This is a genomic window from Cutibacterium sp. KB22876 (genome assembly GCF_059728865.1).
On the sequence record NZ_AP040858.1, the window covers coordinates 95,688 to 120,080 of the forward strand.

Here is a 24,393-nt window from a genome sequence, read left to right on the forward strand (position 1 = left end):
CCGTAGGATCGAACCATGGAATTCCCCTCATGGCTCGGCATTCCCACTCTCGCCTTCGGGCTCGGAAGCCGGTCCCCCCAGCAGGGGCTCGTCCTTGCTGGGGGCGGGTCCAAGGCCTCCTTCCAGATAGGGGCACTGCGACATCTCTATGACGTCGTCGGCATCGCCCCCACCGCAATGGTGGCGACCTCGGCCGGATCGATCGTGGCCTGCACCCTGGCTCAATGGACGGATCCTGCCAAGCAGGCGGCTGCACTGCGTCATTTGGAAGCGATGTGGCTGGAGATGACCGACCAGTCCGACATGTTCACCCCGCGGGCGTGGTTCGCGAAGCTGTTGGAGAAGGGCCCGGAATGGATGACCCTGCTCAATCGTGAGGCCGCCAAGGCCAAGGGCCCGCGCCCATGGATGAGCCTGCCCTTCCACCGAGGTGGGGAGCAGACGAGGGTCCCCGACCCGGCAGAGCCGGTCGCGGGCCGCGACGACGACCGGCTCACCGGCCAGGCGTGGACTCTGGAGATCGCCACCCGTGACGACCCCATCCCTGCCGACTCCTGGACGCCGGGGGTCATCCTGCAGTTGTTGTCCACCCTGTCGCGGCTGAGCCTGGACGGCGGCGACATTTCCACCATCGTCCGGGGCGCCGAGACCTCCGCGTCGACCTACCGCGCCGGCCCCATCCTCGCCAAGCTTCTCGATCGGGACTTCTTCAAATCAGAGTTGCTGGCCACCTCAGGGATGTCGGTCCGCATTGCCACCGTCGCCCTGGAGTCCGGGGAACTGCGCTACATGACCGAGTCCGGAGAGCTCGTCGACCGGGACAACAACCCCATCGGTTCCTCGACCTTCGACGTCTCCCGTGGCGTGCTCGCATCGTGCTCGATTCCTGGGGTGTTCCGTCCGGTCGACCTCGACGGAGAACACTACGTCGACGGCGGTCTGCGGGAGAACGTGCCCGCTGAGATGGCCATCGGTCACCTTGGCGTCACGAACCCATATGTCATCACTTGTTCGCCACAGGGAGCGAGCAGGGAGTCTGATTACGGCTCGCGCAACATGCTTGACCTGGTGACCAGATCGGTGTCGATTCTCACCGACGAGACCGAACGCGACGAGGTCGCTTATGCCCTCAACGCCGGTGCCGTCGTCATCGGCCCGGAATTCTCCGTTCACGACTCCATGACGGTTGATCCTGGTTTGCTACGCATCAACCGGGATTACGGCTGGATGTGCTCGGCCGAGAAGCACGTCAAGGCCAGTTCTGATGACCACGAGCTCATCAAGGATGCGGTTCGCACTCGCGTACGTGGTTGGGAGTTGGAACAGGCCTGGCTCAAGAAGGAGTCGACCCGCGACGAGATGAACGAGTTGCAGCGCGTCAAGGATCATCTGCGCGACGTCGCGGCTCGAATGTCCATCGACCTGGCCCCCGAGGAGATCGAGACATGGGGATACGTCCTCGAGGGCCACGGGCACCCGGCAGCTCCGGAGGACGTCGTCATCCCCTGGCAGGTGTGAGGACGTTCGGCACGGACGACGCGGCAGCGAACCTGCGGTTCACCGCCGTCGCAGTGTCAGATGACCAGCTCAGATGAGCTCGTTAAGATCCGCCACCGAGTCGAGGATGATGTTCGGGCGGTAGGGGTAGTGGTCAACGTCCTCACGCTTGGTGATGCCCGAGAGCACCAAGACCGTCAGCAGACCAGCCTCCATACCGGCAACCATGTCGGTATCCATACGGTCACCGATCATGGCGGTGGTCTCGGAGTGAGCCTCGATACGGTTCAGGGCAGAGCGGAACATCATCGGGTTCGGCTTTCCGACGATGTACGGCTTGTGCTTCGAGGCAGCCTCGATCATCGACGCGACCGCGCCGGTGGCGGGCAGTGGGCCTTCCTTGGTCGGTCCAGTGGCATCCGGGTTGGTGCAGATGAACCGTGCACCGTCGACAATGAACCGGACGGCCTTGGTGATCGCCTCGAAGGAGTAAGTACGGGTCTCTCCGAGGACGACATAGTCAGGGTCGGTGTCGGTGAGAATGAACCCGGCCTCATGCAAAGCCGTCGTCAACCCTGCCTCACCAATGACGTAGAGGCGGGCACCGGGATGCTGGTCAGCCAGGAAATGCGCGGTCGCGAGCGCAGAGGTCCAGATGTTGTCCTCCGGCACCGTCAGACCCGAAGCTTGCATCCGGGCAGCCAGGTCCCGCGGAGTGAAGATGGAATTGTTGGTCAGGACCAGGAATCGCTTCGAGGTGTCGACCCATCGATTGATGAGATCGCTGGCGCCAGGCACCTCATGGTTCTCGTGGACGAGCACGCCGTCCATGTCGGTCAGCCAGCACTCGATGTCTGCAGGATCTCTCATGAGGCCAAGACTATCGGTGGAGGGCTTGCGCAGGAAGGATGCGGGGCAAAGAGAACCTCTGTGCAGACAGGCGCCATGGGCGCGACACGATGCCCACCACATGGCAACCATCAGATTCGCTGTGAGCCAGTGCCCCCACTGGGACTCGAACCCAGGACCCGCGGATTAAAAGTCCGCTGCTCTAACCAACTGAGCTACGGGGGCTCCCCTAGTGTAGCGACACGCCCATGTCGGTGCGAGGTGGCCGAGGAGCCTGCCGCTGTCCAAGGTCTGTCCAACATGCCTTCCACGAGGCCTGACGATGCCTACTCACAAGCGTCAACCACTACTTCAGAGTTGGCAGAAAATCCTTAGACTCGCCATCCTGCCGACGCCACCCTCCGGCATCCTTGTCAGTACCAACGGCATCATCCCTAGTCAATGCGGATTATGAGACCTTTGACACCTTTTTCAAATCCCAAATAACACCTTTGAGATTCTCAGCTCTTTCTCGGCGTGTCGCGTTGACGTCGACAGAAAATACCTCCAACCGAGTGGACGAAACCGTTTCGGCCGCCTTCAATGTCCTTGTCACGAGAGGCGTTCCTGGTTGGGTCGGTGGACGGATCCGGGGAAGAGTCAGGAGCTCCTCGAATGGAGGCGGGTCCACACGCCGAAAGGAGTCAGTTCCATGGGTGTAGTGCGCCCACTTCGGGCCGGGGTCGCGACTCTGGCCACCGCTGGTCTCGCCATCAGCGGCAGTCAGTTCTTCGTCCCCCAGGCACAAGCCTCCAAGACCGCAGTCCTGGCCCGTGTGTCGGCTCGCACCGCCGTCAACATCAGGTCCCAGGCAGGCGTCCACGGAAAGATCCTGGGTGTGCTCGAGAGAGGCCAGCAGCTTAATCAAACCGGCACGCCCGTAAACGGGTGGGTCCCGGTCGCTTACCGCGGCCACACGGCTTACGTTGACCATCACTACCTGTCATCGGTCGCCTGGCGCCCTTCGACCTCAAACCCCTCCGCATCCAGCTCTCCGGTTGGGTTCGCCCAGGCGACGACATACGTCAATGTCCGAGCAGGGCACTCCATGCAGACCACCAAGGTGGGGATGCTCTCCCCCGGCGAGAAGGTCGGCCTCACCGGCCGTACCTCCCAGGGATTCAGCGAGGTCGTCTACAACGGCGTCCATCGCTGGGTGGCTTCCCGTTACCTGAGCACCACCACCGTCAAGCCCACTCCCAAGCCCACACCAAAACCAGCCCACACCACGACCGTCTACACGACCGCCAACCTCAACCTGCGCAACGGCGCATCAATGAGCGCCTCGGTCGCCACCACCGTGTCTCGCGGCACCGCCCTCACCACCACCGGACGCACCACTGGCATCTGGACACAGGTCAACTACCACGGCCACAACCTGTGGGCCTCCAGCACGTACCTCACCACCACCGTCAAGCCCACTCCCAAGCCCACACCAAAACCAGCCCACACCACGACCGTCTACACGACCGCCAACCTCAACCTGCGCAACGGCGCATCAATGAGCGCCTCGGTCGCCACCACCGTGTCTCGCGGCACCGCCCTCACCACCACCGGACGCACCACTGGCATCTGGACACAGGTCAACTACCACGGCCACAACCTGTGGGCCTCCAGCACGTACCTCACCACCACCAACCCAGCACCCAAACCAACACCCACGCCCAGGCCTTCAGTTTCACCCAGTAGCGCCCGGGCCGCCATTGTCAACTACGCCAAAGCGCAGGTGGGTAAGGCCTACATCTGGGGAGGCGAAGGTCCAAACGGCTTCGATTGCTCCGGCCTGGTGTTGAAGGCATACCAGCAGGCTGGAATCTATCTGCCTCACTACTCAGGGTCGCAGATCGCGCGTGGCCATCGCATTTCCTTGGACGAGATCCAGCCAGGAGACCTCCTTGCCAAACCAGGCGGTGGTCACATCGCCATCTACGTCGGTAACGGGCAGATAGTGGAAGCAGCGAATCCACGTGCTGGAGTGCGCCTCACCTCTATCTACTCCTCGTTGTACCCACTTCGCATTGACTCGGACATCCTCGACTGAGCCACCACCACGCCGGCAACCCTCAAAGGGGTTGCCGGCGTGTGTAATTTCTGGCGTGCCGGGACTCCGGCGGTCAGACTTTCGAGCCGCCGATTTCTCGCCTGTGATGTGACCTAGATATGATGGTCCAGTTCGGCGGTCGCCACTGGTGCGCATCCGCTGAGTCCCGGTCGTCCAGAGGCCTAGGACACCGCCCTTTCAAGGCGGCAACGCGGGTTCGAATCCCGTCCGGGATACAAATCCAGAACCCTGTACCGAATTCGGTACAGGGCCTTTTCATGCTCTACGGACGTCTTCTCACGTGACCACACTCCCTATCGCACCCCACCTCCCTCCTCCCCCAGGCTGTCGAAGTCCTCGACGCCGTCTGGACATCCACTATCTCTAAGTCCATTCGCACCATCTCCACCCCGAAAGCATTTCGTTGTGTTCACTCAGAGTGAACACAACAGCACTGCAGACAGCACCCCAGGGAGCAAGTAACACCCCTAGTCACAGCGTCTTTGAACCCCAATCCCGGACTCGATTTCCCTTCCACCCCAAAACCTTGCTATATTTTTCGAGTTGCCTGAGGCAGCGGTCAGGGCTCGAAAGAGCCAAGGCCCCGTAGCGCAGTTGGTTAGCGCGCCGCCCTGTCACGGCGGAGGTCGTGGGTTCAAGTCCCATCGGGGTCGCTGAAGCGGTGATGAGTTCATCACCGCTTTCGTGTTCATGAGACTTTTGCATGGACACGATGGCCGGGTAGCTCAGTTGGTAGCAGCGTTCGCCTGAAAAGTGAAAGGTCACCGGTTCGACCCCGGTCCCGGCCACCCCGAAGAACATTCTGTAATGCTGCAGACCGCTCAGCTTCCGCCTGATCCTTCATACAAATCATATCTTGACTGACTCTGTGACCTCACGGCTTCCCTGCCAGGATCCTCGGCGCCAACCCCGTCGCGCATTGCGCCCAGCGGGTTCAATGTCGTCCACGAAGGCGGCTCAGGAACCTCGACGACGGTGAATCTCATCGGTTCTGGGCAACTACTACGTCGCTCTTCCCCCCAGCGTCGTCTCTGGCCTCCAGCATTCGAAGTCCTCGGCAGGGTCCGATCCCGAACTCGTGGCCAAGAGCATTTACCGCTACCACTTCAGATCCAGCGCTGATGGCCCCATTCAAGGTTTGACAGCCCGGAGAGACCGCGAGTCATGGAACGTGCACGTTCAACAAGTCGAAGGGGGCAGGCGATAATCTCGCCTGCCCCTCGTCACATCCCCCAGGAGGATACGTCAGCGAATCACTTCACCGATCCACTCATGAGACCGGACACGAAGTACTTGCCCAGGGCGATGTACACCAGCAGGGTCGGCAGGCAGGCGACGAGCACGCCAGCCATGATCTGCGGGTAGTTCGGGTTCTGCCCGGACGCCAGGGCGTTCAGACCGAAGGTGACCGGACCATTGTTCTGGTTCGTCAGGAACAGCGCGAAGAGGAGGTCATTCCATGCGCTGGTGAACTGCCAGATGAGGGTCACGACGAAGCCGGGAATCGACACCGGAAGGACGATCTTGGCGTAGGTCGAGATCGTAGCGGCGCCGTCCACGCGAGCCGCCTCAATGATCTCCGAGGGCACTGCGGTGGCGTAGTAGTTGCGGAAGATCAGCGTGCAGATCGGGATGCCGTAGACAACGTGGCACAAGATCAGGGTGGGAATACCGGCGAACCACGGAGCTCCCTGCTGAATGTCCAGCATCATGCCCGACAACGGGATCATGATGGCCTGGTAGGGAATGAACATTCCGAACAGGAAGAGCACGAAGATGACGTGGGATCCAGGGAACTTCCACTTCGCGAAGACGTAACCATTCAAGGATCCCAGAATGGCCGAGAGGATGGCTGCCAGCACAGCCATGACGAGGGACCGTCCCATGGCAGGAGCCAAGGCCTTCCACGCGGCCTGCCAGCCGCCCACGGACCACACTCGAGGCAACTTCCACGCCGTTGACTGATCGTAGCCAGATGGCGTCTTGAAACTCGTCACGAGCAGGGCGTAGGCGGGAGTGAGAACGAGTACTGCGAAGAACACCAGAAGGACGTAGCGGACCGCACCCATGGTCTTCTGGGCAGGGGTGCGACGGCGACGACGCTTCGGCATGTCGGTCAGGGCGTCACCGGGCAGGGTGGGAGGCACGCTGGCCTCACCCGGAAGCACTGTGGTGGTCATCAGCGTCCTCCCTTCTCGGTGCGGTTGGTGTAGATCAGGTAAGGCACGACGACCACGGCCACGATGACCAACAGGATCGTCGCGTTGGCGGCGGCTGCCGTCGGGTTGTTGAGCTGGAACATCTGGGTCCACATCAAGGTGGCAGGCACCTCAGCCGTGTAGGAGCTCTGGCCGGCAATGGCGTAGATGAGGTCGAACATCTTCATCGACATGTGCCCGACGATGATGAGGGCACTCAGGGCGATCGGCGAGAGCTGCGGGAACAGCACATTCCAGTAGAGCTTGAACTCGGAGGCTCCGTCGACCCGTGCCGCCTCGCGCTGGTCCTCGGAGATGCCACGGAACCCAGCCAGGAAGAGAGCCATGATGTAGCCCGATAGCTGCCAGATCGCCGGGACGGCCATGGCAGCCATGTTGAACTTCCCGGACGAGTACCACGACGACTGCAAGCCGGGCATCCCCAGGTGGACGAAGAGCTGGTTGAGACCGGTGGCCTGACCATCTTTGGCCGGAGAGAGCAGCCACCGCCAGATGACTCCGGCAGCCACGAATGAGACGGCCATCGGGAACAGGAACACCGACCGGAAGAAGCCCTCACCGGTGACGCCCTTTTCCAACAGGAGAGCCCACAAGAGGCCGAAGATCATGGTTCCGGCAACGAAGACCACCGTCAGGACCAAGAGGTTCCACATGGCGTGCTGGTAGCGGTTGTCGGCCAACAACTGGGAGTAGTTCTCCCAGCCACCGGGCGCCTTGATGCGTCCCGACTTGGTCTTGACCCGAACCAGCGAAGTGAAGACGGTCTTTCCGATGAAGCCGTAGACGAAGATACCGACGAGGATGATTGACGGCAGTACGAGGAGAAAGCTCGGAAGCCAGCGTCTCACTCTTTTCATGATGAATTCTCCCGGGTTCTGGGGGGTGACAAGTACGACACAGTGCCCTGAAGGCGTGCACGGACTCCTGACGCCGTCTCACCACCAGCACGACGAGATGTCAGGAGCAGCGCCTCCGGCGTGGTGTGGGGCCAGGCAAGCACGGGCCCCACACCAGTCGCGCCAGAATCAGACGGTCACTTGCCGTACTTGTCGTGTGCGGCCGCCAGCGAGGAGGCCAGGTTGTCGGTGTTCTTGTCCTGGTAGAACTTGCTCATCGCGGTGTTGATCTCGGAGCTCCAGGCCAACGAGACAGCAGCACCGTGAGCGATCGAGGAGACGATCGGCAGGTCCTTGAAGTCCTTCATAGCGTCCTGCTGGTACTTGCTGAATCCGTCCGGCTTGACATCGGTACGGGCCGGGATGGATCCCTTGATCTTGTTGAAGGACTCCTGGGCCTCGGCGGAACCGACGAAGCGCAACCAGTCCTTGGTGGCCTCGGAGTTCTTGGTGTCGGTTGGCAGGGTGAAGGAGTCGGCCAGGAAGTCGTAGACGATCTCCTTGCCAGGCACCGCGAAGGCGGTGTAGTCGGTGCCGTACTTCTTGCCCTTCATGTCGAACTCGGCGACGGCCCAGTCACCCATGACGTTGTAGGCAGCCTTCCCAGAAGCAACCATGTCGGTCGCGGCCGGCCAGTCGTCACCGTCGGAGGCGGTGTTGGTGAAGGTGAGAACCTTCTTGTAATCCTCGATGGCGGTCTTGACCTCGGGGCTGTCCCACTTGCCGTCCGGGGTGAACAGCTTGTTGTAGCCGTCGGCACCCAGATCAGCAGCCAGGATGGATTCGAAGAGCTCGGTCTGGGTCCAGGTGCCACCAACCGACAGCGGGGTGGCGACGCCGGAGGCCTTGACCTTCTCCATGTCGGTAATCCAGCCCTTGACGTCCGTCGGAGTCTTGGTGATGCCAGCCTTCTGGAGCAGAGCTGAGTTGGCCCACACGACATTGGCGCGATGGATGTCGACCGGCACCGAGTAGATGTGGCCGTCAACGGTCAGCCGATCGGTGAGGGTCTTCGGGAAGACCGACTCCCCACCGAGCTCCTTGATGATGCCGTCGACGGGCTCGATCTGTTCGTTGTCGATATAGTCGGTCAGCTCAGCACCGGCGTGCCCCTGGAAGGAGCCCGGAGGGTTGCCGTTCTTGAGGTCGGAAGCCAGCTTGGCCTTGGCGTTCGAGCCAGATCCGCCCGCGACGGCCAGATTCTTGAACTTGTCGTTCGGATACTTCTCGGCGAACATCTTCTCGAGGGCGTCGAGACCCTTCGCCTCGGAGCCGTCGGCCCACCAGGTGAATACGCCGACCTCGCCGCCGGCTCCGCCTGCCTTCGGGGTTGACGAGGACGTCGTCGACTCCCTGCTCCCGCTCTCGTCAGTCGTGGTCGAGCTGCAGCCGGCCAGGACGAGCATCGATGCCGTCGCAAGGGCTGCGATCTTCTTCGCGTACATTCCAAACCTCCGTGTGGTTCGGTCAGACCCCATCCCCCGGCCTCAGTGCCGCGGAGTTGATCTGCACCTGCTGGACGACGGTGCCCAGCAAGGGAAGTTTGACACAAAAATGTTAACGACGCTCAAAAAACTGGTGGATGTGAGATTTCACGCTAAATATGCGCACACCCACCGCTCCATCTCCGCAAAAACGTTGGCTCGCACTGACGGCGCGGAAAGCACCACGTCGTGCAGCCCACCCCGGACACGGACCAAGGTGAGATGGCGTCCCAAATTGACCGAGGCACGGGCCAACCTCTCGACATCGAGAACGGTGTCAGCTGACCTCATGGACGGCTTCCAGGTTGCAGACAGGTCGCTGCGATCCGAGATCAGCACCAACATCGGGACGTCTATGTGAAGCCCTTGGGCCACCGCCTGATGGCCGTCAAGAATGGCAGCCAACCAGCCGGCACGAATAACGAATGGTGCCCAGGGCGGGTTCTTCACCTCGGGCACATCCCATTCCCCGCCAAATTCACGACGGATGGTGCGGCCGAAGTTGTCCCGTGATGGAATGGGCAGCACTGTGGTTGGCTCCGCGATGCGCACTGACCGGGCCAGCGGTCCAGCCAGAGCCCTGGCGAGGAATGACCCCTGCAGATCGATCCACGGGGAGTTGAGGATGACCCCGTCGACACGTCCCGGATGGCGTGAGACCCACAAAGGTACGGTGAGCCCTCCGGTGGAATGGCCCATCATCGTCACCGAGTCGTGGTCAGCGCGCAGCAATGACACCGCTGCATTGATTTCCTCGTCGTACTCGGCGAGATCACGCACCCAACCAGCCATCTGGCCAGGGACAAGGTTCCGTCCGTACCGACGCAAGTCGAGACCAAGGAAGTCATATCCCCAGCCCTCCACCGCCTCGGCAAGATGGGCTTGGTAGAAGCAATCTGACCAGCCGTGAACGTACAGCATTGCGCGGCCATGACGTGGCTCACGACGACGCACCACACAGGCAGTCAGGAGTCCGTCGGGGTCGCCGACAGACTTGGCTGCATGTGGGAGCCCGATCCGGGCATATTCAAACCCGTCGATCAGGGGGTCGTTGAGCCACCTCACGGCCGCGTTACCGGCTCAGTCGTCCTCGCCGTAGTGGGCGTACTTCTCGGCAAGATCGGCGTACTCGTCAGACAGGCCGTCCTCGTCATGAGGATCTTCCTGCTGACGATTGTCGCCTCTTAGCTCTCGCTCCAGTGACTCGAGATCCATGTTCACCGAGCGATACTTCAGATCGCGGGCAACCTTGGTCTGTTTCGCCTTTGCACGGCCGCGCCCCATGTGGGTCGACCCCCTCGCTTCATCAATAGCGGCTTTGCCGCCCAAAATCATCAACTGTCGTAGGGCACAGGCTACCCGAGCGATGACCCTGGTACCAAAGTGGGCCACCGCAAGATTCATTTCCGGGCGAACGGTCTAGCCGCGAGAATGGCTCGAAACCAGCACCGCCCCCGGTTCGTCGGGTCCGCCACGACGGGAAACATGACCGCATTGCCATGCGAAAAGACCGCGACCAGCAAGCACCTCGATCGCTTCGGAGATGTTCGCCTCTGGCATGACGACGACCATTCCGACGCCCATGTTGAGAGTTGCCTCGATATCAGGTTGCGAGACGTCGCCCACCTGCTGGACGAGGGTGAAGATCGGAGCAGGAGTCCATGTCGACCGGTCAACAGTCGCGACGAGGTCGTCGGGAAGGACGCGGGCGAGGTTGTTGGCCAGTCCCCCACCTGTGACGTGGCTCATCGCGTGCACCTCGACCTGACGGATGAGGGCCAGCAGGTCGGATGCATAGACGGTGGTGGGCTCCAGCAATTCCTCGCCGAGGGTGCGTCCCAGTTCGTCGACGTGACGATCAAGGGTCCAACCGGCGTCGGCCAGCAACACCTTGCGGACCAGCGAGTAGCCGTTGGAGTGCAGCCCCGAGGAGGCCACCGCCAGCAGGACGTCACCCTCCTGGACCCGCTGCGGGCCGAGGATCTCGTCGTACTCGACGGCCCCGGTGGTGGCACCTGCGACGTCGTACTCCTCGGGGGCCAGCAGGCCGGGATGCTCGGCCGTCTCGCCGCCGAGCAGTGAGCAGTCCGCCTTGGCGCAAGCTGCAGCGATGCCCTTGACAACATTCGCGATCCGATCCGGATCGACGCGACCACAGGCGATGTAGTCGGTGACGAACCACGGCTCCGCACCCACCACGACGAGATCGTCGACGAGCATGCCGACCAGGTCGAAGCCAATGGTGTCGTGGACGTCCATGGCCTGGGCGATGGCGACCTTGGTACCGACACCGTCAGTGGAGGTGGCCAGCACCGGATGACGGTACTTCCCCAGCGCAGAGGCGTCGAAGAAACCAGCAAAGCCGCCCAGGCCGCCGAGAACCTCCGGACGACGAGTGGCGGCCACGTGGGCCTTCATGAGATCGACGGCACGCTCACCGGCCTCGATGTCGACGCCGGCACGGGCGTACGCGGACTCGTTGCTCACTGCTTCTCCTCATTGGGATCGGTATGGGTGGCATCGGCGACGACGTCTCGTGCGGATGCAGGCACCTGCACGGGGTAGACACCGTCGAAACAGGCCCGGCAAAGGTTGTCGGCATCGACGTGGGTGGCTCGGACGAGACCCTCCAGGCTGACATAGCCCAGCGAATCAGCGCCGATGGATCGGCAGATGTCCTCGACCTCCAGACCAGGGGCGATGAGCTGGGCACGGGTGGCGAAGTCGATGCCGTAGAAGCAGGGCCATTCCACCGGTGGGGAGGAGATACGCACGTGCACCTCGGCGGCTCCCGCCTCGCGCAACATCCGGACGAGCTGTCGCTGGGTGTTGCCGCGCACGATGGAGTCGTCGACGACGACGATGCGGCGTCCCTCGATGACGTCACGCAGCGGGTTGAGCTTGAGACGGATGCCAAGGTTGCGCAGGGTCTGGGAGGGCTGGATGAAGGTTCTGCCGACATAGGAGTTCTTGACCAGACCCATGCCGTAGGGAATGCCGGACTCGTCGGCGAAGCCGATGGCAGCCGGGGTGCCGGACTCGGGTACCGGGATGACGAGGTCGGCGTCGACGGGGTGTTCCTGGGCCAAGATCTTGCCGATCTTGACACGGACGTTGTGAATGCGCCGTCCGGCAATGACGGTGTCAGGACGGGCCAGGTAGACGTACTCGAAGATGCAGCCCTTGGGACGGGCCTCGGCGAAGTGGCTGGTGCGAAGACCGGCGGCGTCGATGGCGATCATCTCACCGGGCTCGATCTCGCGGACGAAGGTGCCGCCGACGATGTCGATGGCAGCAGTTTCGGAGGCGACCACCCATCCGCTGGAGAGGCGACCCAGCACGAGCGGCCTGATACCCTGCGGGTCGCGGGCGGCACACAGGGTGTGGTCATCCATGAAGACGAGGCTGAAGGCCCCCTTGAGGTGGGGCAGCACCTGGGCGGCGACCTCTTCGAGGGTGCCGTCGTAGGTCGTCATGAGGGCGGTGACCAGCGAGGTGTCGTTGCTGGAGTCCATCCGGTCCTTGTGAGGAACATCGGTGTTCGGCGCGCGCTCGACGATGAGAGCCTCGAGGGCGTCGGTGTTGGTGAGGTTGCCGTTGTGAGCCAGGGCGAGACCGCCGCCCCCCTGACGAGAGCGGAAGGTCGGCTGAGCGTTGTCCCAGACGCTCGCACCTGTCGTCGAGTATCGGGTGTGCCCGACGGCCATGTGGCCCCGGAGGGAGTTGAGGGTGGCCTCGTCGAAGACCTGGGAGACCAGTCCCATGTCCTTGAAGACCATCATTCGGCGACCGTCCGACACCGCCATGCCAGCGGATTCCTGGCCTCGGTGTTGCAGGGCGTACATGCCGAAATAGGTGAGTTTGGACACCTCCTCACCAGGGGCATAGATCCCGATGACGCCACAGGCGTCCTGGGGCCCGTGGTCCTGGGGGTCGAGGTCTGCGGTAAGCCTTCCGTCTGCGCGCGGCACGAGGCCACGGTATCGCACACTGGCCGATGGTGACTGTGGAACAGGTTTCAGGAGCGTCGGGGCAGCCCGTCAGTAGCAGGCTTCAGCCCCTGACCGGGGTCACCTTCCGGGCCACCAGGACGGCCAACAGGGTCGCCGCGACAGCGACGCCGAAGGTCACCGCGTAAGCCTGGGTGCCACCTCCCCAGTCGGCGAGGCGTCCGGCCATCGTCGTCCCGAAGGCATAACCGAGGCTGTTCACGGCCGCCATGAGGGTCATGACGGTACCGATCCGTCCGGCGGACGCCGAGCGCTCCGCGACGCTGTAGAGGGTGATCATGTACGGCGCCGCAGCCATGCCGAGGACGATCAGGGCCGGGACTAACGGGCCGAGGTGATGGACGACGAGCAGCGGGGCTGCGAACACCGCCAGCCCCAGGGCGAAGAGCTTCCACCTTGCGACGAGGTCGAGGCGTCTGGCCAACCTCGGCAGGGCCAGACCGGCAGCCGCACTGCCGACCGACAACAGGGCGTGCAGCAGGCCCGCCAGACCAGGCCGCCCCGCCTCCGTGGCAAGACTGGTGGTTCCGGTCTGGACGGACCCGAAGACCATGCCCATGAAGATCATGCCGACGCAGGTGGCCAGCACACCAGCAGTGAGCAACGGGCCGGGAGCACGACGCTCCAACGGGGTCGAGACCCCCGGACGGTCGGTCCCGCCACGGTGCACCTCGACGAGCCTTGACGTCGGGTCCAGGGCGAACCAGCTGCCCAGCACCAACAACATGGAGCCGGCGACGAGGAGGCCAGGGACGGGGCCCGCAAGCACCGCGAGGATTCCGACCAAGGCCGGTCCGAGGGCGAAGGCGGCCTCGTCAACGGATCCCTCCCACGCGAAGGAGGTCTCCAGCACCCCTGCCTCGATGTTGGGATTCGCCGCTCCTATGGCCCGCCAGCGAACTCTCGCCATGGTGCCGATCTGAGGCATGAAGAATCCCGCGACACCTCCGATGGTGGCCACGATTGGCCAGGTGGCTCCCATCTCGGCAGCCATTCCTTCGGCGATCAGAGCGAATCCACCGACCAAGGACTGCACCAACAGCACTGTGCGCTGACCGTGACGGTCGGTGAGGGCGCCGAAGATGGGAGAGCCGACGGCGATGGCCAGGGCCACGATGCCCGCGGCCAGACCACCAGGGCCCAGTCGTCCCGCCACCTGCGGACTGGAGACGAGCAACAGGGTGCCCAACTGGCTCATCGCCAGGGGCAGACGAGCCAGGGCGGAGACGGTAACGAAAGTGCCGCCTGGCAGGGAGAACAGAGTTCGGTAGCTCACAGAGCCGGACGACATGGGCAGGCCTCTCGATGACGGGAACAACTGGCTGTCCGCGTCTGCCCACCCTTCTGACGCGAGCCCCGGTGACCGTCACTCGGACAAGAGATGGTTCCGTCGGACGCCCCAGGCCCTGCTGACCGGCACAGCCGACAGCAGGGCCATTCTACGCGGGAACACCCTTCAGCGGAACTTCACTCAGCCAGGCCGGCGAGCATGAGTGCCTCGGTGAGGATGGCCTTGCGGAAGTCACTCAGGTGCAGAGACTCGTCGATGCCATGCATGCGCGACTCCGGATCGGTGACGGCCGTCACGAGGACGGTCGCCTGCGGGAACGCATTCTGCAGATCGGTCACAAGGGGAATGGCGCCTCCGGTACCCATCTCGACGGGCTCCTGCCCCCAGGCCAGCTTGAAGGCCTCGTTGGCGACCTCGGCCCGCTTCCCGGTGAAGGGAACGATGCCCGGCTGACCGAGCTGACCACGGGTCACCTTGACGTGGGCGCCAAACTCGACGTGGGTCTCCAGATGCTTGACGAGAGCCTCCATGGCCTCGCCGGCATCCTGACCAGGGGCGACGCGCAGGCTGATCTTGGCGCGAGCGGTTGCCGGCAGGATGTTGATGGCGTCCTTGACCGGGGTGGCGTCGATGGCGACGACAGTGACCGACGGCTTGGTCCACATCTTCTCAACGGCGCGTCCCCGACCGACCCACTGGACTCCGTCCAGCACACCGGTCTCCTCGCGCAGACGATCCTCCGGGTAGTCCAGCTCCGGGCCGGTGAATCCCTTGAGGCCGTCGACGGTAACCTCACCAGTCTCGTCATGCATGGTCGCGATGAGACGGCACAGAGTCGTCAGGGCGTCGGGGACGATGCCACCGAACTGGCCGGAGTGCAGCGCGTGGTCGAGGGTGGAGACCTCCACGACACAGTCGACGACGCCACGCAGGGTAGTCGTCAGGGAGGGCACGCCCTGGGTCCAGTTTACCGAGTCGGCGATGACGATGACGTCGGCGGCCAGCTCCTCCTTGTGGCCGGCGATGATCGCCTCCATGGAGGGGGAGCCGATCTCCTCCTCACCCTCGACGAAGAGGGTGACGCCGACCGGCGGCTTGCCGTCGAAGGCACGGATGGCAGCCAGGTGGGCAGCGACGCCACCCTTGTCGTCAGCAGTGCCACGCCCGAAGAGACGCTCTCCCCTGGTGGTGGCGACGAAGGGGTCGGTGTGCCACTCGTCGAGGTTGCCGGTGGGCTGGACGTCACCGTGGGAGTACAGCAGAACGGTGGGCTTGCCCTCGGGGGCAGGCCAGTGAGCGATGACAGCCGGCAGCCCGTCATTCTCGGTGATGACGTTGACGTCGGCGGCGCCAGCCTCCCTGGCGGCAGCTGCGACGAATTCGGCTCCGGACCTCACATCGTCGGGTTTCTGTGAACTGATCGACTGCACCGCGACGTGACGCGTCAGCTGCTCGACGGCACCGTCGAAATCAGCGTCAACCTTGGCGGACAGCTCGTTGAGAACATGCGAAAGATCCATGCTAAAAGTCTAGGGCCCACAGACCGTCCTGCCGTCGAATCATGACGGCAGGACGGTCAAGGCCGAGGGCGTCACTCCCCCATGGCAGCCGGGATCGGCTTGCGCCAGGTGCGCTCGATCTCGTCGAGGGACAGGCTGAACAGCCCGTTGACCTCGAACTCGCCGTGATCGATGACCTCACCAATCCGAGCGACCGGTACACCGTTCTCCTGGCACAGCTCCTTGAACTCGCGGTAGTCGGCACCGGACAACGAGACGACGGCGCGAGCTGGGGACTCCGAGAAGAGCAGCACCGAGGGCTCCCCCTCGGGCAGGGTGACCGAGGCACCGAGGCCGCTGAGCAGACAGCTCTCCACGAGAGCCTGGGCCAGGCCGCCGTCGGACAGGTCGTGAGCGCTGGAGAGCAGACCGCGCCTGGCAGCCTCCACCATGACCGCGGCCAGGGCCTTCTCGGCGTTCAGATCGGGCATCGGGGGCATGCCGCCGAGGTGACCGGCGTGAATGACGTCGTCGTAGACCGATCCACCGAACTCGCACTTCGTGGTGCCGAGCAGCAGGACAGCGTCACCGTCATGGGCGAAGGCGGAGGGGATGCGGGTGCGAACGTCGTCAATGACACCGAGGACACCGACGAGCGGGGTGGGCCGGATGGACTCGTCACCGGTGCGGTTGTGCAAGGAGACGTTGCCACCGGTGACCGGCACGCCGAGCTCGCGGCAGCCGTCGACCAGACCGAGGATGGTCTCGTCGAACTGCCACATGATGTCGGGGTCGTACGGGGATCCGTAGTTGAGGCAGTCGGTAACGGCCACCGGGGTCGCGCCGCTGACAGCGACGTTGCGGTAGGCCTCGCACAGAGCCAGCTGGGCACCCAGGTATGGGTTGAGGGTGGTCTGACGACCATTGGCGTCCAGGGACAGCGCGATGCCGAGGTTGGTCTCCTCGTCGACGCGGATCATGCCGGCGTCGTGGGGCTGGGCCAGCACCGTGTTGCCACGCACGAAGCGGTCGTACTGGTCGGTGATCCAGGAGCGGTCGCACAGGTGAGGAGAACCAACCAGAGCCAGCAGAGCACCTGCCAGACCCTCTCCCGAGTTGTCGCGCGGAAGGTTGTTGGCGTCATCGCCGTTGAGCTCGTCGATCCACCACGGACGAGCTGCGGGCATGTCGAGGACCGGACCGTCGTGGGCGACGGTGCGCGGATCGACGTCGACGATCCGCGCACCGTGCCAGTCGATGTGAAGACGGCCGGTGTCAGTGACCTCGCCAATGACGGTGGCGGCCACTCCCCAGTGCTCGCAGATCTCCATGAACTTGTCGAGCTGGTCCGGACGCACGACGGCGGCCATCCGCTCCTGGGACTCGCTCATGAGGATCTCCTCGGGGGCGAGGCTGGGGTCGCGCAACGGGACGCGGTCGAGCTCGACGTGCATGCCACCATCGCCGGCACTGGCCAGCTCCGAGGTGGCGCACGAGATACCGGCCGCACCGAAGTCTTGCAGGGCTTCGACGACGCCGGCATTGAACAGGTCGAGGGTGCACTCGATGAGCAACTTCTCCATGAAGGGGTCGCCCACCTGGACGCTGGGCCGCTTGGACTCCCCCTCGGCGGCGAAGGACTCGGAGGCCAGGATCGACGCACCACCGATGCCGTCACCCCCCGTCGCAGCACCGAAGAGGATGACGAGGTTTCCCACACCGGAGGCCTTGGCGAACTGTAGGTCCTCGTGACGCAGCACTCCGACGCACAGCGCGTTGACCAGCGGGTTGCCGTAGTAGGTGGGGTCGAAGAGGGTCTGGCCGCCGATCGTCGGCAGGCCAAGACAGTTTCCGTAGTCAGCGATGCCGGAGACGACACCGGGCAGTACTCGGGAGGTGTCGGAACCATCGAGGGGCCCGAAGGCCAGGGCATTCATGACGCCGACCGGGCGAGCGCCCATGGCCATGATGTCGCGAACGATGCCGCCGACTCCGGTGGCTGCTCCCTGATGGGGCTCGACATAGGACGGATGGTTGTGGGACTCCGCCTTGAACGTGACGGCCAGCCCATTGCCGATGTCGACGACGCCGGCGTTGTCACCGATGCCTGCCAGCAGCGGGCCGAGCGGCGTGCGCTGGGGCAGGTCACCGAAGCGTCGTAGGTACTTCTTCGACGACTTGTACGAGCAGTGCTCCGACCACATCACCGAATACATGGCGAGCTCGCCGCCGGTCGGGCGACGTCCCAGGATCTCCCGGATGCGCTGGTACTCGTCAGCGGACAACCCCAACTCAGCCCAGGGCTGCTCGACGTCGGGGGTGCTGACGGCGTTCTCAACTGTGTCTGCCACAGGACCAATCTAGCCGTTGGATGGCGTCATTGCCGCCCCGACCACGTATTGCCGGCTCACTCAGCGCATGGGGAGGGCGCAACGTCTTACCATGAGCCCCGTGAGTACCGCCCCATCGAACCCTCGTCACCGCGGTGCCATGACATGGGTGGTGTGGATCACCGCGGTCATCGCCTACGGGTTTGCCGTCATGCAGCGAACCTCTCTGGGCGTCATGGGGCTGACGGCCGCAGACCATTTCAACGCCCCGGCGTCCGTCGTCGCCACTTTCATGGTGCTCCAGCTCGCGGTGTACGCCGTTCTGCAGATTCCGGCCGGTGTGGCCGTCGATCGGTTGGGGTCAAGAGTCGTCATCACTGCTGGATCAGTCCTCATGGCCGTCGGCCAGGTCGTCATGGCCCTGGCAGGGAGTGTGGGAGGTGCCATGCTCGCCCGCATCCTGGTGGGATGTGGCGACGCCTTCATCTTCGGTGCTGCGGTGCGTCTGGTGCCTGCTTGGTTCCCGACTCGTCAGATCCCGCTGATGACTCAACTCACTGGTCTGTTGGGCCAGTTCGGACAGGTTGTCTCGGCCGTCGGCCTGGTGGCCATGGTGGAGACCAGCGGGTGGCGTTCGAGCTACTTCCTCGCTGCGGCCGGGGCGGCACTGGCCGCAGTGCTGGCCGTCCTTCTCATCCGTGACGCCCCGCCCGGAGTCGAGCCGGAACGCACCGACGCCAATCTCAAGCAACTCCCCCACCAGGTTGTCGAGGTCGTCAAGCATCCCTCGACGAGGCTGGCCTTCTGGGCCCACATGTCGTCGAACTTCGCCGGCATCGTCTTCTCGCTGATGTGGGGAATGCCCTACCTCACTCATGCTGAAGGCCGATCAACCGCCACTGCCTCGACCCTCATGACGGTGTACGTCATCGCCAATGCCATCGCCGGACCAACGGCGGGCATCCTCACCAGCCGGCACCCCATTCGTCGCGGCACCCTCATCGAGGCTATGATCGCCGCCTCCACGGTGGCGTGGCTGATCGTCCTGGTGTGGCCAGGGCCCGCTCCGCTGTGGATGCTCTACGTCCTCGTCATCTGCCTGGGCATCTCACTGCCCGGTGGGGGCGTTGGGTTCGACGTGGCTCGCACCTTCCAGCCCGGCAACCGGCTGGCCACCGCGACCGGTGTGGCCATCACGGGCGGATTCTTCTTCGGCCTGCTGGAGATCGAGATCATCGGTCTGCTTCTGGAGGTACTATGTCCCGGCGGGCACTACACCCTCAGTGGCTTCCGCTGGGCCATGTCCACCCAGCTCGTCATCTTCGCCATCGGTCTCATCGGCCTGGAGGTCAACCAGCGCCGTCTGTACCGGATGATGATCGACAACGGCGTGACGGTGCCGACGTGGCGGGAGGCACTGGCACGCCAGTGGCGGGTCGTCAAGCAGCGTCGCCGCTGAACAACCCGCCACTGTCAGGCGCGATGGGGCTCGTCAGCTGTTGTAGTCGCGGGCCGTCTCCGCACGAGAGGCCGCGTCACGAAGCTCCTTGACCGTCCGCGTCAGGCCACCCGTGGCCGAGGGGTGGTGCGCCAACCAATGATCGGCATCCTCGACGACGTCACCGTCCGGGAAGAGTCCGATCACCAAGCGCTGGGCCATCTCGATCGGGAACTCCTGCCAGATCTGTTCCAGGTCGTCGAAGTAGGAGCTGTTGAGGCCCGCAAAGGTCTCGGCTCCCAGCGGGGTGCGCAGACCGTCGATGAGTGCCAAGCAGTGCTCGTTGGACAGCTCGCCGGGGGTGCGCAGGCGTCGGTAGGCGTCCTGTTTGGCAGCATCGTCGGGACAGGCCGTCATGGCGGCCATGTGATGGGCGACGCCGGTCTTGGTGCGATCACGCTCCAGCTCGGCGTCGAGGTCCTCGACGCTGGCCTGGCCCAGGGCGGCCAAGGCCGTCCAGGCCTGCCACCGCAATTCAGGATCGACGGCAAGATCGGTGACGTGGCCGTCGAGGAGTTCGCGAACCCGATCGACCGACTCAGGGTCGGCTGTCGACAGGGCCAGAGCGTGGCGGGCCCAGATGCGCTGCAAGTCGCTGCCGGGCTCGGACTCGTCAAGTCCCTGCCATGCTCGAGCGGCCTCGGCTCGACGCGCGTTGTCGCGAGCCGAATCAGGCAGGTAGTTCTCGACCGCCATCCGCAGCTGCTGCAGCACTGTGGTGAGGATGGCCGGTTCAGTCTCCTTGGGGCCGTGCAAGGCGACAGCGTCGAGGTAGTCCTGAACCTTGAGCTTGGCGTCGCGAACCGCATTCCACAGCATCGACCAGACCAGCGCGCGGGCCAGCGGGTTCGACAGGCCGGACAGGTGGGCCAGCACCGTCTTCGTCCCGGTGGCCCCCAGACGCACCTTGGCGTAGGTGAGGTCGTCGTCGTTGATGAGGATGAGATCCGGGGCAGGCTTGCCGACGGCCTCGCGCACCGGAGTACGCGGCGAGGACACGGTCACATCAACGAGGTCAGTGCGCACCAAGTCGTTTCCCTGCAGGGAGTACAGGCCGACGCGCAGGGTGTGCGGACGATTGACGTCTCGGCCGGTACGCACGTCGATGGAGTCACGCACCACGGCGAGCTCCTGGACGACCCCGTCACGAACGGTGAGTTCCGGCAGCAGGACGTCAGGTCCGGTGGTCTTGAGCCAGGCATTCACCCAGGAGCTCAGGTCTCGACCGCATGCCTTCTCGAGGTGACGGATGAGATCGTCGAGAGTGGCTGAGGAGAAGGCCAGTTCGCGGAAGTAGTGGCGTGCCGCGCTGAAGAACTTCTCGACGCCGACGTGGGCGACGAGCTGCTTGAGCACCGACGCACCCTTGGCGTAGGTGATGCCATCGAAGTTCTGACGGGCGGCCTCCAGATCGACGATGTCGGCGACGATCGGGTGCGTCGTCGACTGCTGGTCGGCGGTGTAGGCCCAGGCCTTGCGACCGACGGCGAAGTTCGTCCAGGCCTCGCGGTACTCGGTGGCGTTGACCGAGGCATGGGCTCCCATGTACTCGGCGAAGGACTCCTTGAGCCACAGGTCGTCCCACCACTTGGGGGTGACGAGGTCTCCGAACCACATGTGAGCCATCTCGTGGAGGATGGTGTTCGTCCGACCGGCAAGCTCGGAGCGAGTGGCCGGGCCGCGGTGGATGTAGTTCTCGGTGAAGGTCACGAGGCCCGGATTCTCCATGGCGCCGAGGTTGTACTCGGGCACGAAGATCTGGTCGTACTTGCCCCACGGGTAGGGGTAGCCGAAGGCGTCGTGGTAGAAGGCCAGGCCCTGCTTGGTGATCTTGAAGATCTCCTCATGATCCACGTACTCGGCCAAGGATGCGCGAGCGAGAATGCCCAGCGGGATGGACTCCGAGCCGTCGCGGGAGTGCCATTCGTCCTCGAATCGGACGTACGGGCCAGCGGCGATGGCGGTGAGGTAGGTCGACATCCTCGGGGTGAGGGCGAAGTCGTGCAGGATGCCGCCTTCCTCCTCGCGGGTGTCCTCATGGACCTGGTTGGAGATGACGCGCCATCCCTGCGGTGCGAGGACATCGAAGTCGACGTGGGCCTTGAGGTCGGGCTGCTCGAAGACCGTGTACATACGTCGGGAATCAGCGGCCTCGAAGTGGGTGTAGAGGTACACCTTGCCGTCAGCCGGGTCAACGAAGCGGTGCAGACCCTGGCCGGTGTGTTGATAGGGCAGCTTGGCGGTCACGACGACGAGATTCTTACGATGAGTATGGAGTCCGTGAAGCTGGATACGAGAGCCGTCATACTCCGGCTCGACCTCCTCATCGTTGACGATGACCGACTCAATCTCGCCGTCGAGCAAGTCCAGGAAGGTGTCGGGCTCCTTGGTCGAGAATCGCACCCTGGTGCTGGAGGTGAAGTGGGTGGCCCCATCAGCGTCAGCACCACGCACGTCGATGCGGACGTGGTATCTCTCGACAGTGATGATCTCGGAGCGGCGGCGGGCTTCCTCGCGGGTCAGATTCTTCGTACTCACACCACCAGAGTATGGCAGTGGCGCGTGCCATGGGCGTCTAGACCGAGCAGTTCCTCTGGATGAAGCTGCACCTCGAACCGATCAGGGTGTCTCATGTCCGCTGTTGACGGGTACGAGCCGGCGGGCAAGGGCAGCCGTGTCAGGGTAGGTCATCCAGCGATTCCTTTGGACAATCGACCTGCTGGACCGTCACCCCATGGGCCACGTCGTACACCCGACACGCGACCGAGGATGCCGATTTGCCCCCGTCAGGTGGCAACAGAGAGCCTGACTCCATATGCCTGTATAAGTCGACACGAAACCGGGTCCCCTCACGACTACGCACAACCCACCAGTCGACGACGTTAACATCCGGCGGGTTGGTCTCGTTGAACCATGTCTGCGCGGCGTCCGCACGTTCAGCCGGGGAGGTGAGCCCATGCGAGTCCAACTCCTTGCGCAACGCGTCGGGCAGGTCGTAGTCAGCTCGCCCAGCAACATCCTCATCCGTCTCAGACTGGATCGTGCTACAACCCGCCAAGCCGAAGCAGAACAGCACACACGCAGTCATGACGGCCCCGGACCGAAGACCCCTCATCGGCGCCCCCTCAGTTCTCGCCGAGCAACCGCACGCCGCTCGGGCAAATAGGTATCCTACGGTACCAGCGCCTCGTCAACCGCCGACCTCGTTGGTTTTCCCAACGCCCTCGTTGCTGCGAGCCAGGACTTCGAGCCTGAGTGACATCGCCGCGGAAGGTGGAACGCCTGGGATGTCGTATCAGGCGCTGTATCCCTTCGGAGGAATGAGCGTGGCCATCTGATCGAAGCTCAGTTTGTAGGTCGGCGTACCGGCAAATCCGGCCGGATCAGCAACCAGCACCTCCCGGGTGTCAGGGTTGTAACCGACAATCGTCAGGTAGTGGTAGATCGTGCCACCCGGATAGCCCGGCGGATGATTGTTGGCTGGGGCGACGATGTTGGCAACGATGGCGTAGCCCTTGTCGATGTCCGTCGTGATGTCGTGCCACAACAGATCCTTCTGATCCTGGGTCGGCGGATCATTGGGCATGTACTTGTTCTCGTACCACTGCGGATTGAGGTGGTTGTTGAGCACGCTCGTCACCAGCGAGATGTCGTTGGTGCCGTTCTCGGTGGTTCCGAGCTCGTTGGCCATCTGCTGCTGACTGACATTGACGCCACGAGCTGACAGCGCGATCCGGGTCGAGGCCGGGCCACACCACCAACCGGTGGCCTGGTACTCGAAGTTGATATTGACGGTATGAAATCCGTGCGCGGCGGCATCGGCAATCTGGCCGTTGGCAACATCAGCGGCAGATACCTGGGCCTGGACGGAAGCGACCTTGGCCACCTGAGGCTGATTGGCCGGTTCCGAGCCAGCCTGGGCCGTCACCGCAGCAGGGCCAGCCCCGACCGCGAGCACCGCCAGACCGACCACGGCACCGCGCCGTAGCCTATTGATCGTGGAGATCATAAGATTTTCCCTTCACTTGTGATGTGTCACAGGAGCGGTTTTCGGCGGGATTCTCCCCGCCGAACAGTCGTCACCGAGGGGGCCTCAGCGGCCGGAGCGGTAATCGTTGAGAAGTTCGACGGACAGGTTGTACCAGTTGTCGTAACGGTCAGGGTATGCGGAACGCTGCACGGCCTGGGCCAGCTGACCGGGGTTCATGGTCTGCCAGCCAGGCTGCTGAATGACACCAGGGTTACTTCCGAAGGAGTTGATTCCGTAGAAGGACTGGGCAGCGAAGACCGGGTCCATGATCTGCTCGACGGACCCCCAGCCGGTGGACGGACGCTGCTGGAACAGACCGACGGAATCGCGGTCACCGTAGTTGAGATTGCGCAGGCTGGACTCCTGCATGGCAGCCATGATCGCGGCGTGAATGGCATTGTCCTTGCCAGCAGGATCGATGGCATTGGATTCTTCAGCGACACGAATGATGGTGTAGGCATTCTGACGTTGCTCAGCGGTCAGGCTTGCAGCCGGGACGCTGGATGTGGAGGCTGCAGGTGCTGCCTGAGCCACCGTGGAGGCGGCCACACCGGCTCCCGTCAGCGCCATAGTGAGAGCCGCGGCCGAACCGACCAGTCGTGCCGTTGTTTTCCCGAACATGTCGTCACCTTTCGTCGACGTCAATCAGCACATTACGGTCGCCGGTCTCATCGTCAACGGATCCCCAT

At 63.6% G+C, this 24,393-nt stretch carries 18 protein-coding genes and 4 tRNA genes; 6 read left to right on the forward strand and 16 right to left on the reverse strand.

Features of this window, described 5'->3' with window-relative positions:
• Positions 1-15 precede the first annotated feature (15 nt).
• Positions 16-1,518: a patatin-like phospholipase family protein gene (locus AC6I1W_RS00465; protein WP_270236243.1), complete on the forward strand. Its 1,503-nt coding sequence runs from the start codon at positions 16-18 to the stop codon at positions 1,516-1,518.
• Positions 1,519-1,587: 69 nt separating this feature from the next.
• Here AC6I1W_RS00465 and AC6I1W_RS00470 read toward each other — a convergent pair whose 3' ends face one another.
• Together AC6I1W_RS00470 and AC6I1W_RS00475 are read right to left on the reverse strand one after the other, a co-directional pair.
• Complete coding sequence (locus AC6I1W_RS00470) at positions 1,588-2,367, reverse strand: HAD-IIA family hydrolase (RefSeq protein WP_065673497.1); 780 nt, start codon at positions 2,365-2,367, stop codon at positions 1,588-1,590.
• 130 nt (positions 2,368-2,497) lie between these two features.
• Positions 2,498-2,571: transfer RNA gene (locus AC6I1W_RS00475), tRNA-Lys, on the reverse strand.
• Positions 2,572-3,037: 466 nt separating this feature from the next.
• Between AC6I1W_RS00475 and AC6I1W_RS00480 the strand changes: the two genes are divergently transcribed.
• The 4 genes from AC6I1W_RS00480 to AC6I1W_RS00495 all read left to right on the forward strand — a co-directional run bounded on the left by AC6I1W_RS00480 (position 3,038) and on the right by AC6I1W_RS00495 (position 5,235).
• A complete protein-coding gene (locus AC6I1W_RS00480; protein WP_462552739.1) occupies positions 3,038-4,426 on the forward strand; it encodes a C40 family peptidase in 1,389 nt (462 codons plus the stop codon).
• 163 nt (positions 4,427-4,589) lie between these two features.
• A tRNA-Glu gene (locus AC6I1W_RS00485) sits at positions 4,590-4,662 on the forward strand.
• A 364-nt stretch (positions 4,663-5,026) separates the two neighbouring features.
• Positions 5,027-5,100, forward strand: a tRNA-Asp gene (locus AC6I1W_RS00490).
• 61 nt (positions 5,101-5,161) lie between these two features.
• Positions 5,162-5,235 (forward strand) — tRNA-Phe (locus AC6I1W_RS00495).
• Between the two features lie 465 nt (positions 5,236-5,700).
• Here AC6I1W_RS00495 and AC6I1W_RS00500 read toward each other — a convergent pair.
• The 10 genes from AC6I1W_RS00500 to purL form a co-directional block, all read right to left on the reverse strand.
• Positions 5,701-6,627 (reverse strand): carbohydrate ABC transporter permease, encoded by a 927-nt coding sequence (locus tag AC6I1W_RS00500; protein WP_284950849.1) that lies wholly within the window; start codon positions 6,625-6,627, stop codon positions 5,701-5,703.
• A complete protein-coding gene (locus tag AC6I1W_RS00505) occupies positions 6,627-7,523 on the reverse strand; it encodes a carbohydrate ABC transporter permease (RefSeq protein WP_063279322.1) in 897 nt (298 codons plus the stop codon). The genes AC6I1W_RS00500 and AC6I1W_RS00505 overlap by 1 nt, the downstream gene beginning before the upstream one ends.
• A 176-nt stretch (positions 7,524-7,699) precedes the next feature.
• Complete coding sequence (locus AC6I1W_RS00510) at positions 7,700-9,007, reverse strand: ABC transporter substrate-binding protein (RefSeq protein WP_270236238.1); 1,308 nt, start codon at positions 9,005-9,007, stop codon at positions 7,700-7,702.
• Between the two features lie 147 nt (positions 9,008-9,154).
• Entirely contained in the window at positions 9,155-10,111 is a 957-nt protein-coding gene (locus tag AC6I1W_RS00515; RefSeq protein WP_117189404.1) for an alpha/beta hydrolase, read from the reverse strand.
• A 15-nt stretch (positions 10,112-10,126) separates the two neighbouring features.
• A complete protein-coding gene (locus tag AC6I1W_RS00520) occupies positions 10,127-10,330 on the reverse strand; it encodes a DUF3073 domain-containing protein (protein WP_023033181.1) in 204 nt (67 codons plus the stop codon).
• Positions 10,331-10,465: 135 nt separating this feature from the next.
• Positions 10,466-11,533: a phosphoribosylformylglycinamidine cyclo-ligase gene (gene purM, locus AC6I1W_RS00525; protein ID WP_117189405.1), complete on the reverse strand. Its 1,068-nt coding sequence runs from the start codon at positions 11,531-11,533 to the stop codon at positions 10,466-10,468.
• On the reverse strand, positions 11,530-13,017 hold the full coding sequence (purF, locus tag AC6I1W_RS00530; protein ID WP_016666173.1) for an amidophosphoribosyltransferase: 1,488 nt from the start codon (positions 13,015-13,017) through the stop codon (positions 11,530-11,532). Before purF ends, purM begins: the two co-directional genes overlap by 4 nt.
• 82 nt (positions 13,018-13,099) lie before the next feature.
• Positions 13,100-14,347, reverse strand: a complete 1,248-nt coding sequence (locus AC6I1W_RS00535) for an MFS transporter (protein WP_117189406.1) — start codon at positions 14,345-14,347, stop codon at positions 13,100-13,102.
• A 176-nt stretch (positions 14,348-14,523) separates the two neighbouring features.
• Positions 14,524-15,867 carry a dipeptidase gene (locus AC6I1W_RS00540; protein ID WP_117189407.1) on the reverse strand — a complete coding sequence of 448 codons (1,344 nt, stop codon included), beginning with the start codon at positions 15,865-15,867 and terminating at the stop codon, positions 14,524-14,526.
• 71 nt (positions 15,868-15,938) lie between these two features.
• Positions 15,939-18,197, reverse strand: a complete 2,259-nt coding sequence (purL, locus tag AC6I1W_RS00545; RefSeq protein ID WP_065673505.1) for a phosphoribosylformylglycinamidine synthase subunit PurL — start codon at positions 18,195-18,197, stop codon at positions 15,939-15,941.
• A gap of 139 nt (positions 18,198-18,336) precedes the next feature.
• Between purL and AC6I1W_RS00550 the strand changes: the two genes are divergently transcribed.
• Positions 18,337-19,635 (forward strand): MFS transporter, encoded by a 1,299-nt coding sequence (locus AC6I1W_RS00550; RefSeq protein ID WP_117189451.1) that lies wholly within the window; start codon positions 18,337-18,339, stop codon positions 19,633-19,635.
• A gap of 33 nt (positions 19,636-19,668) precedes the next feature.
• Here AC6I1W_RS00550 and pepN read toward each other — a convergent pair whose 3' ends face one another.
• The 4 genes from pepN to AC6I1W_RS00570 form a co-directional block, all read right to left on the reverse strand.
• Positions 19,669-22,212: an aminopeptidase N gene (gene pepN / locus AC6I1W_RS00555; protein WP_493536986.1), complete on the reverse strand. Its 2,544-nt coding sequence runs from the start codon at positions 22,210-22,212 to the stop codon at positions 19,669-19,671.
• Positions 22,213-22,351: 139 nt separating this feature from the next.
• Positions 22,352-22,789: a hypothetical protein gene (locus AC6I1W_RS00560; protein ID WP_004809191.1), complete on the reverse strand. Its 438-nt coding sequence runs from the start codon at positions 22,787-22,789 to the stop codon at positions 22,352-22,354.
• A gap of 180 nt (positions 22,790-22,969) precedes the next feature.
• The gene (locus AC6I1W_RS00565) at positions 22,970-23,683 is read right to left on the reverse strand and encodes a C39 family peptidase (protein WP_065673510.1); all 714 of its coding nucleotides are present in this window, start codon (positions 23,681-23,683) and stop codon (positions 22,970-22,972) included.
• Between the two features lie 84 nt (positions 23,684-23,767).
• A complete protein-coding gene (locus AC6I1W_RS00570; RefSeq protein WP_171048623.1) occupies positions 23,768-24,325 on the reverse strand; it encodes a cell wall hydrolase in 558 nt (185 codons plus the stop codon).
• Positions 24,326-24,393 lie beyond the last annotated feature (68 nt).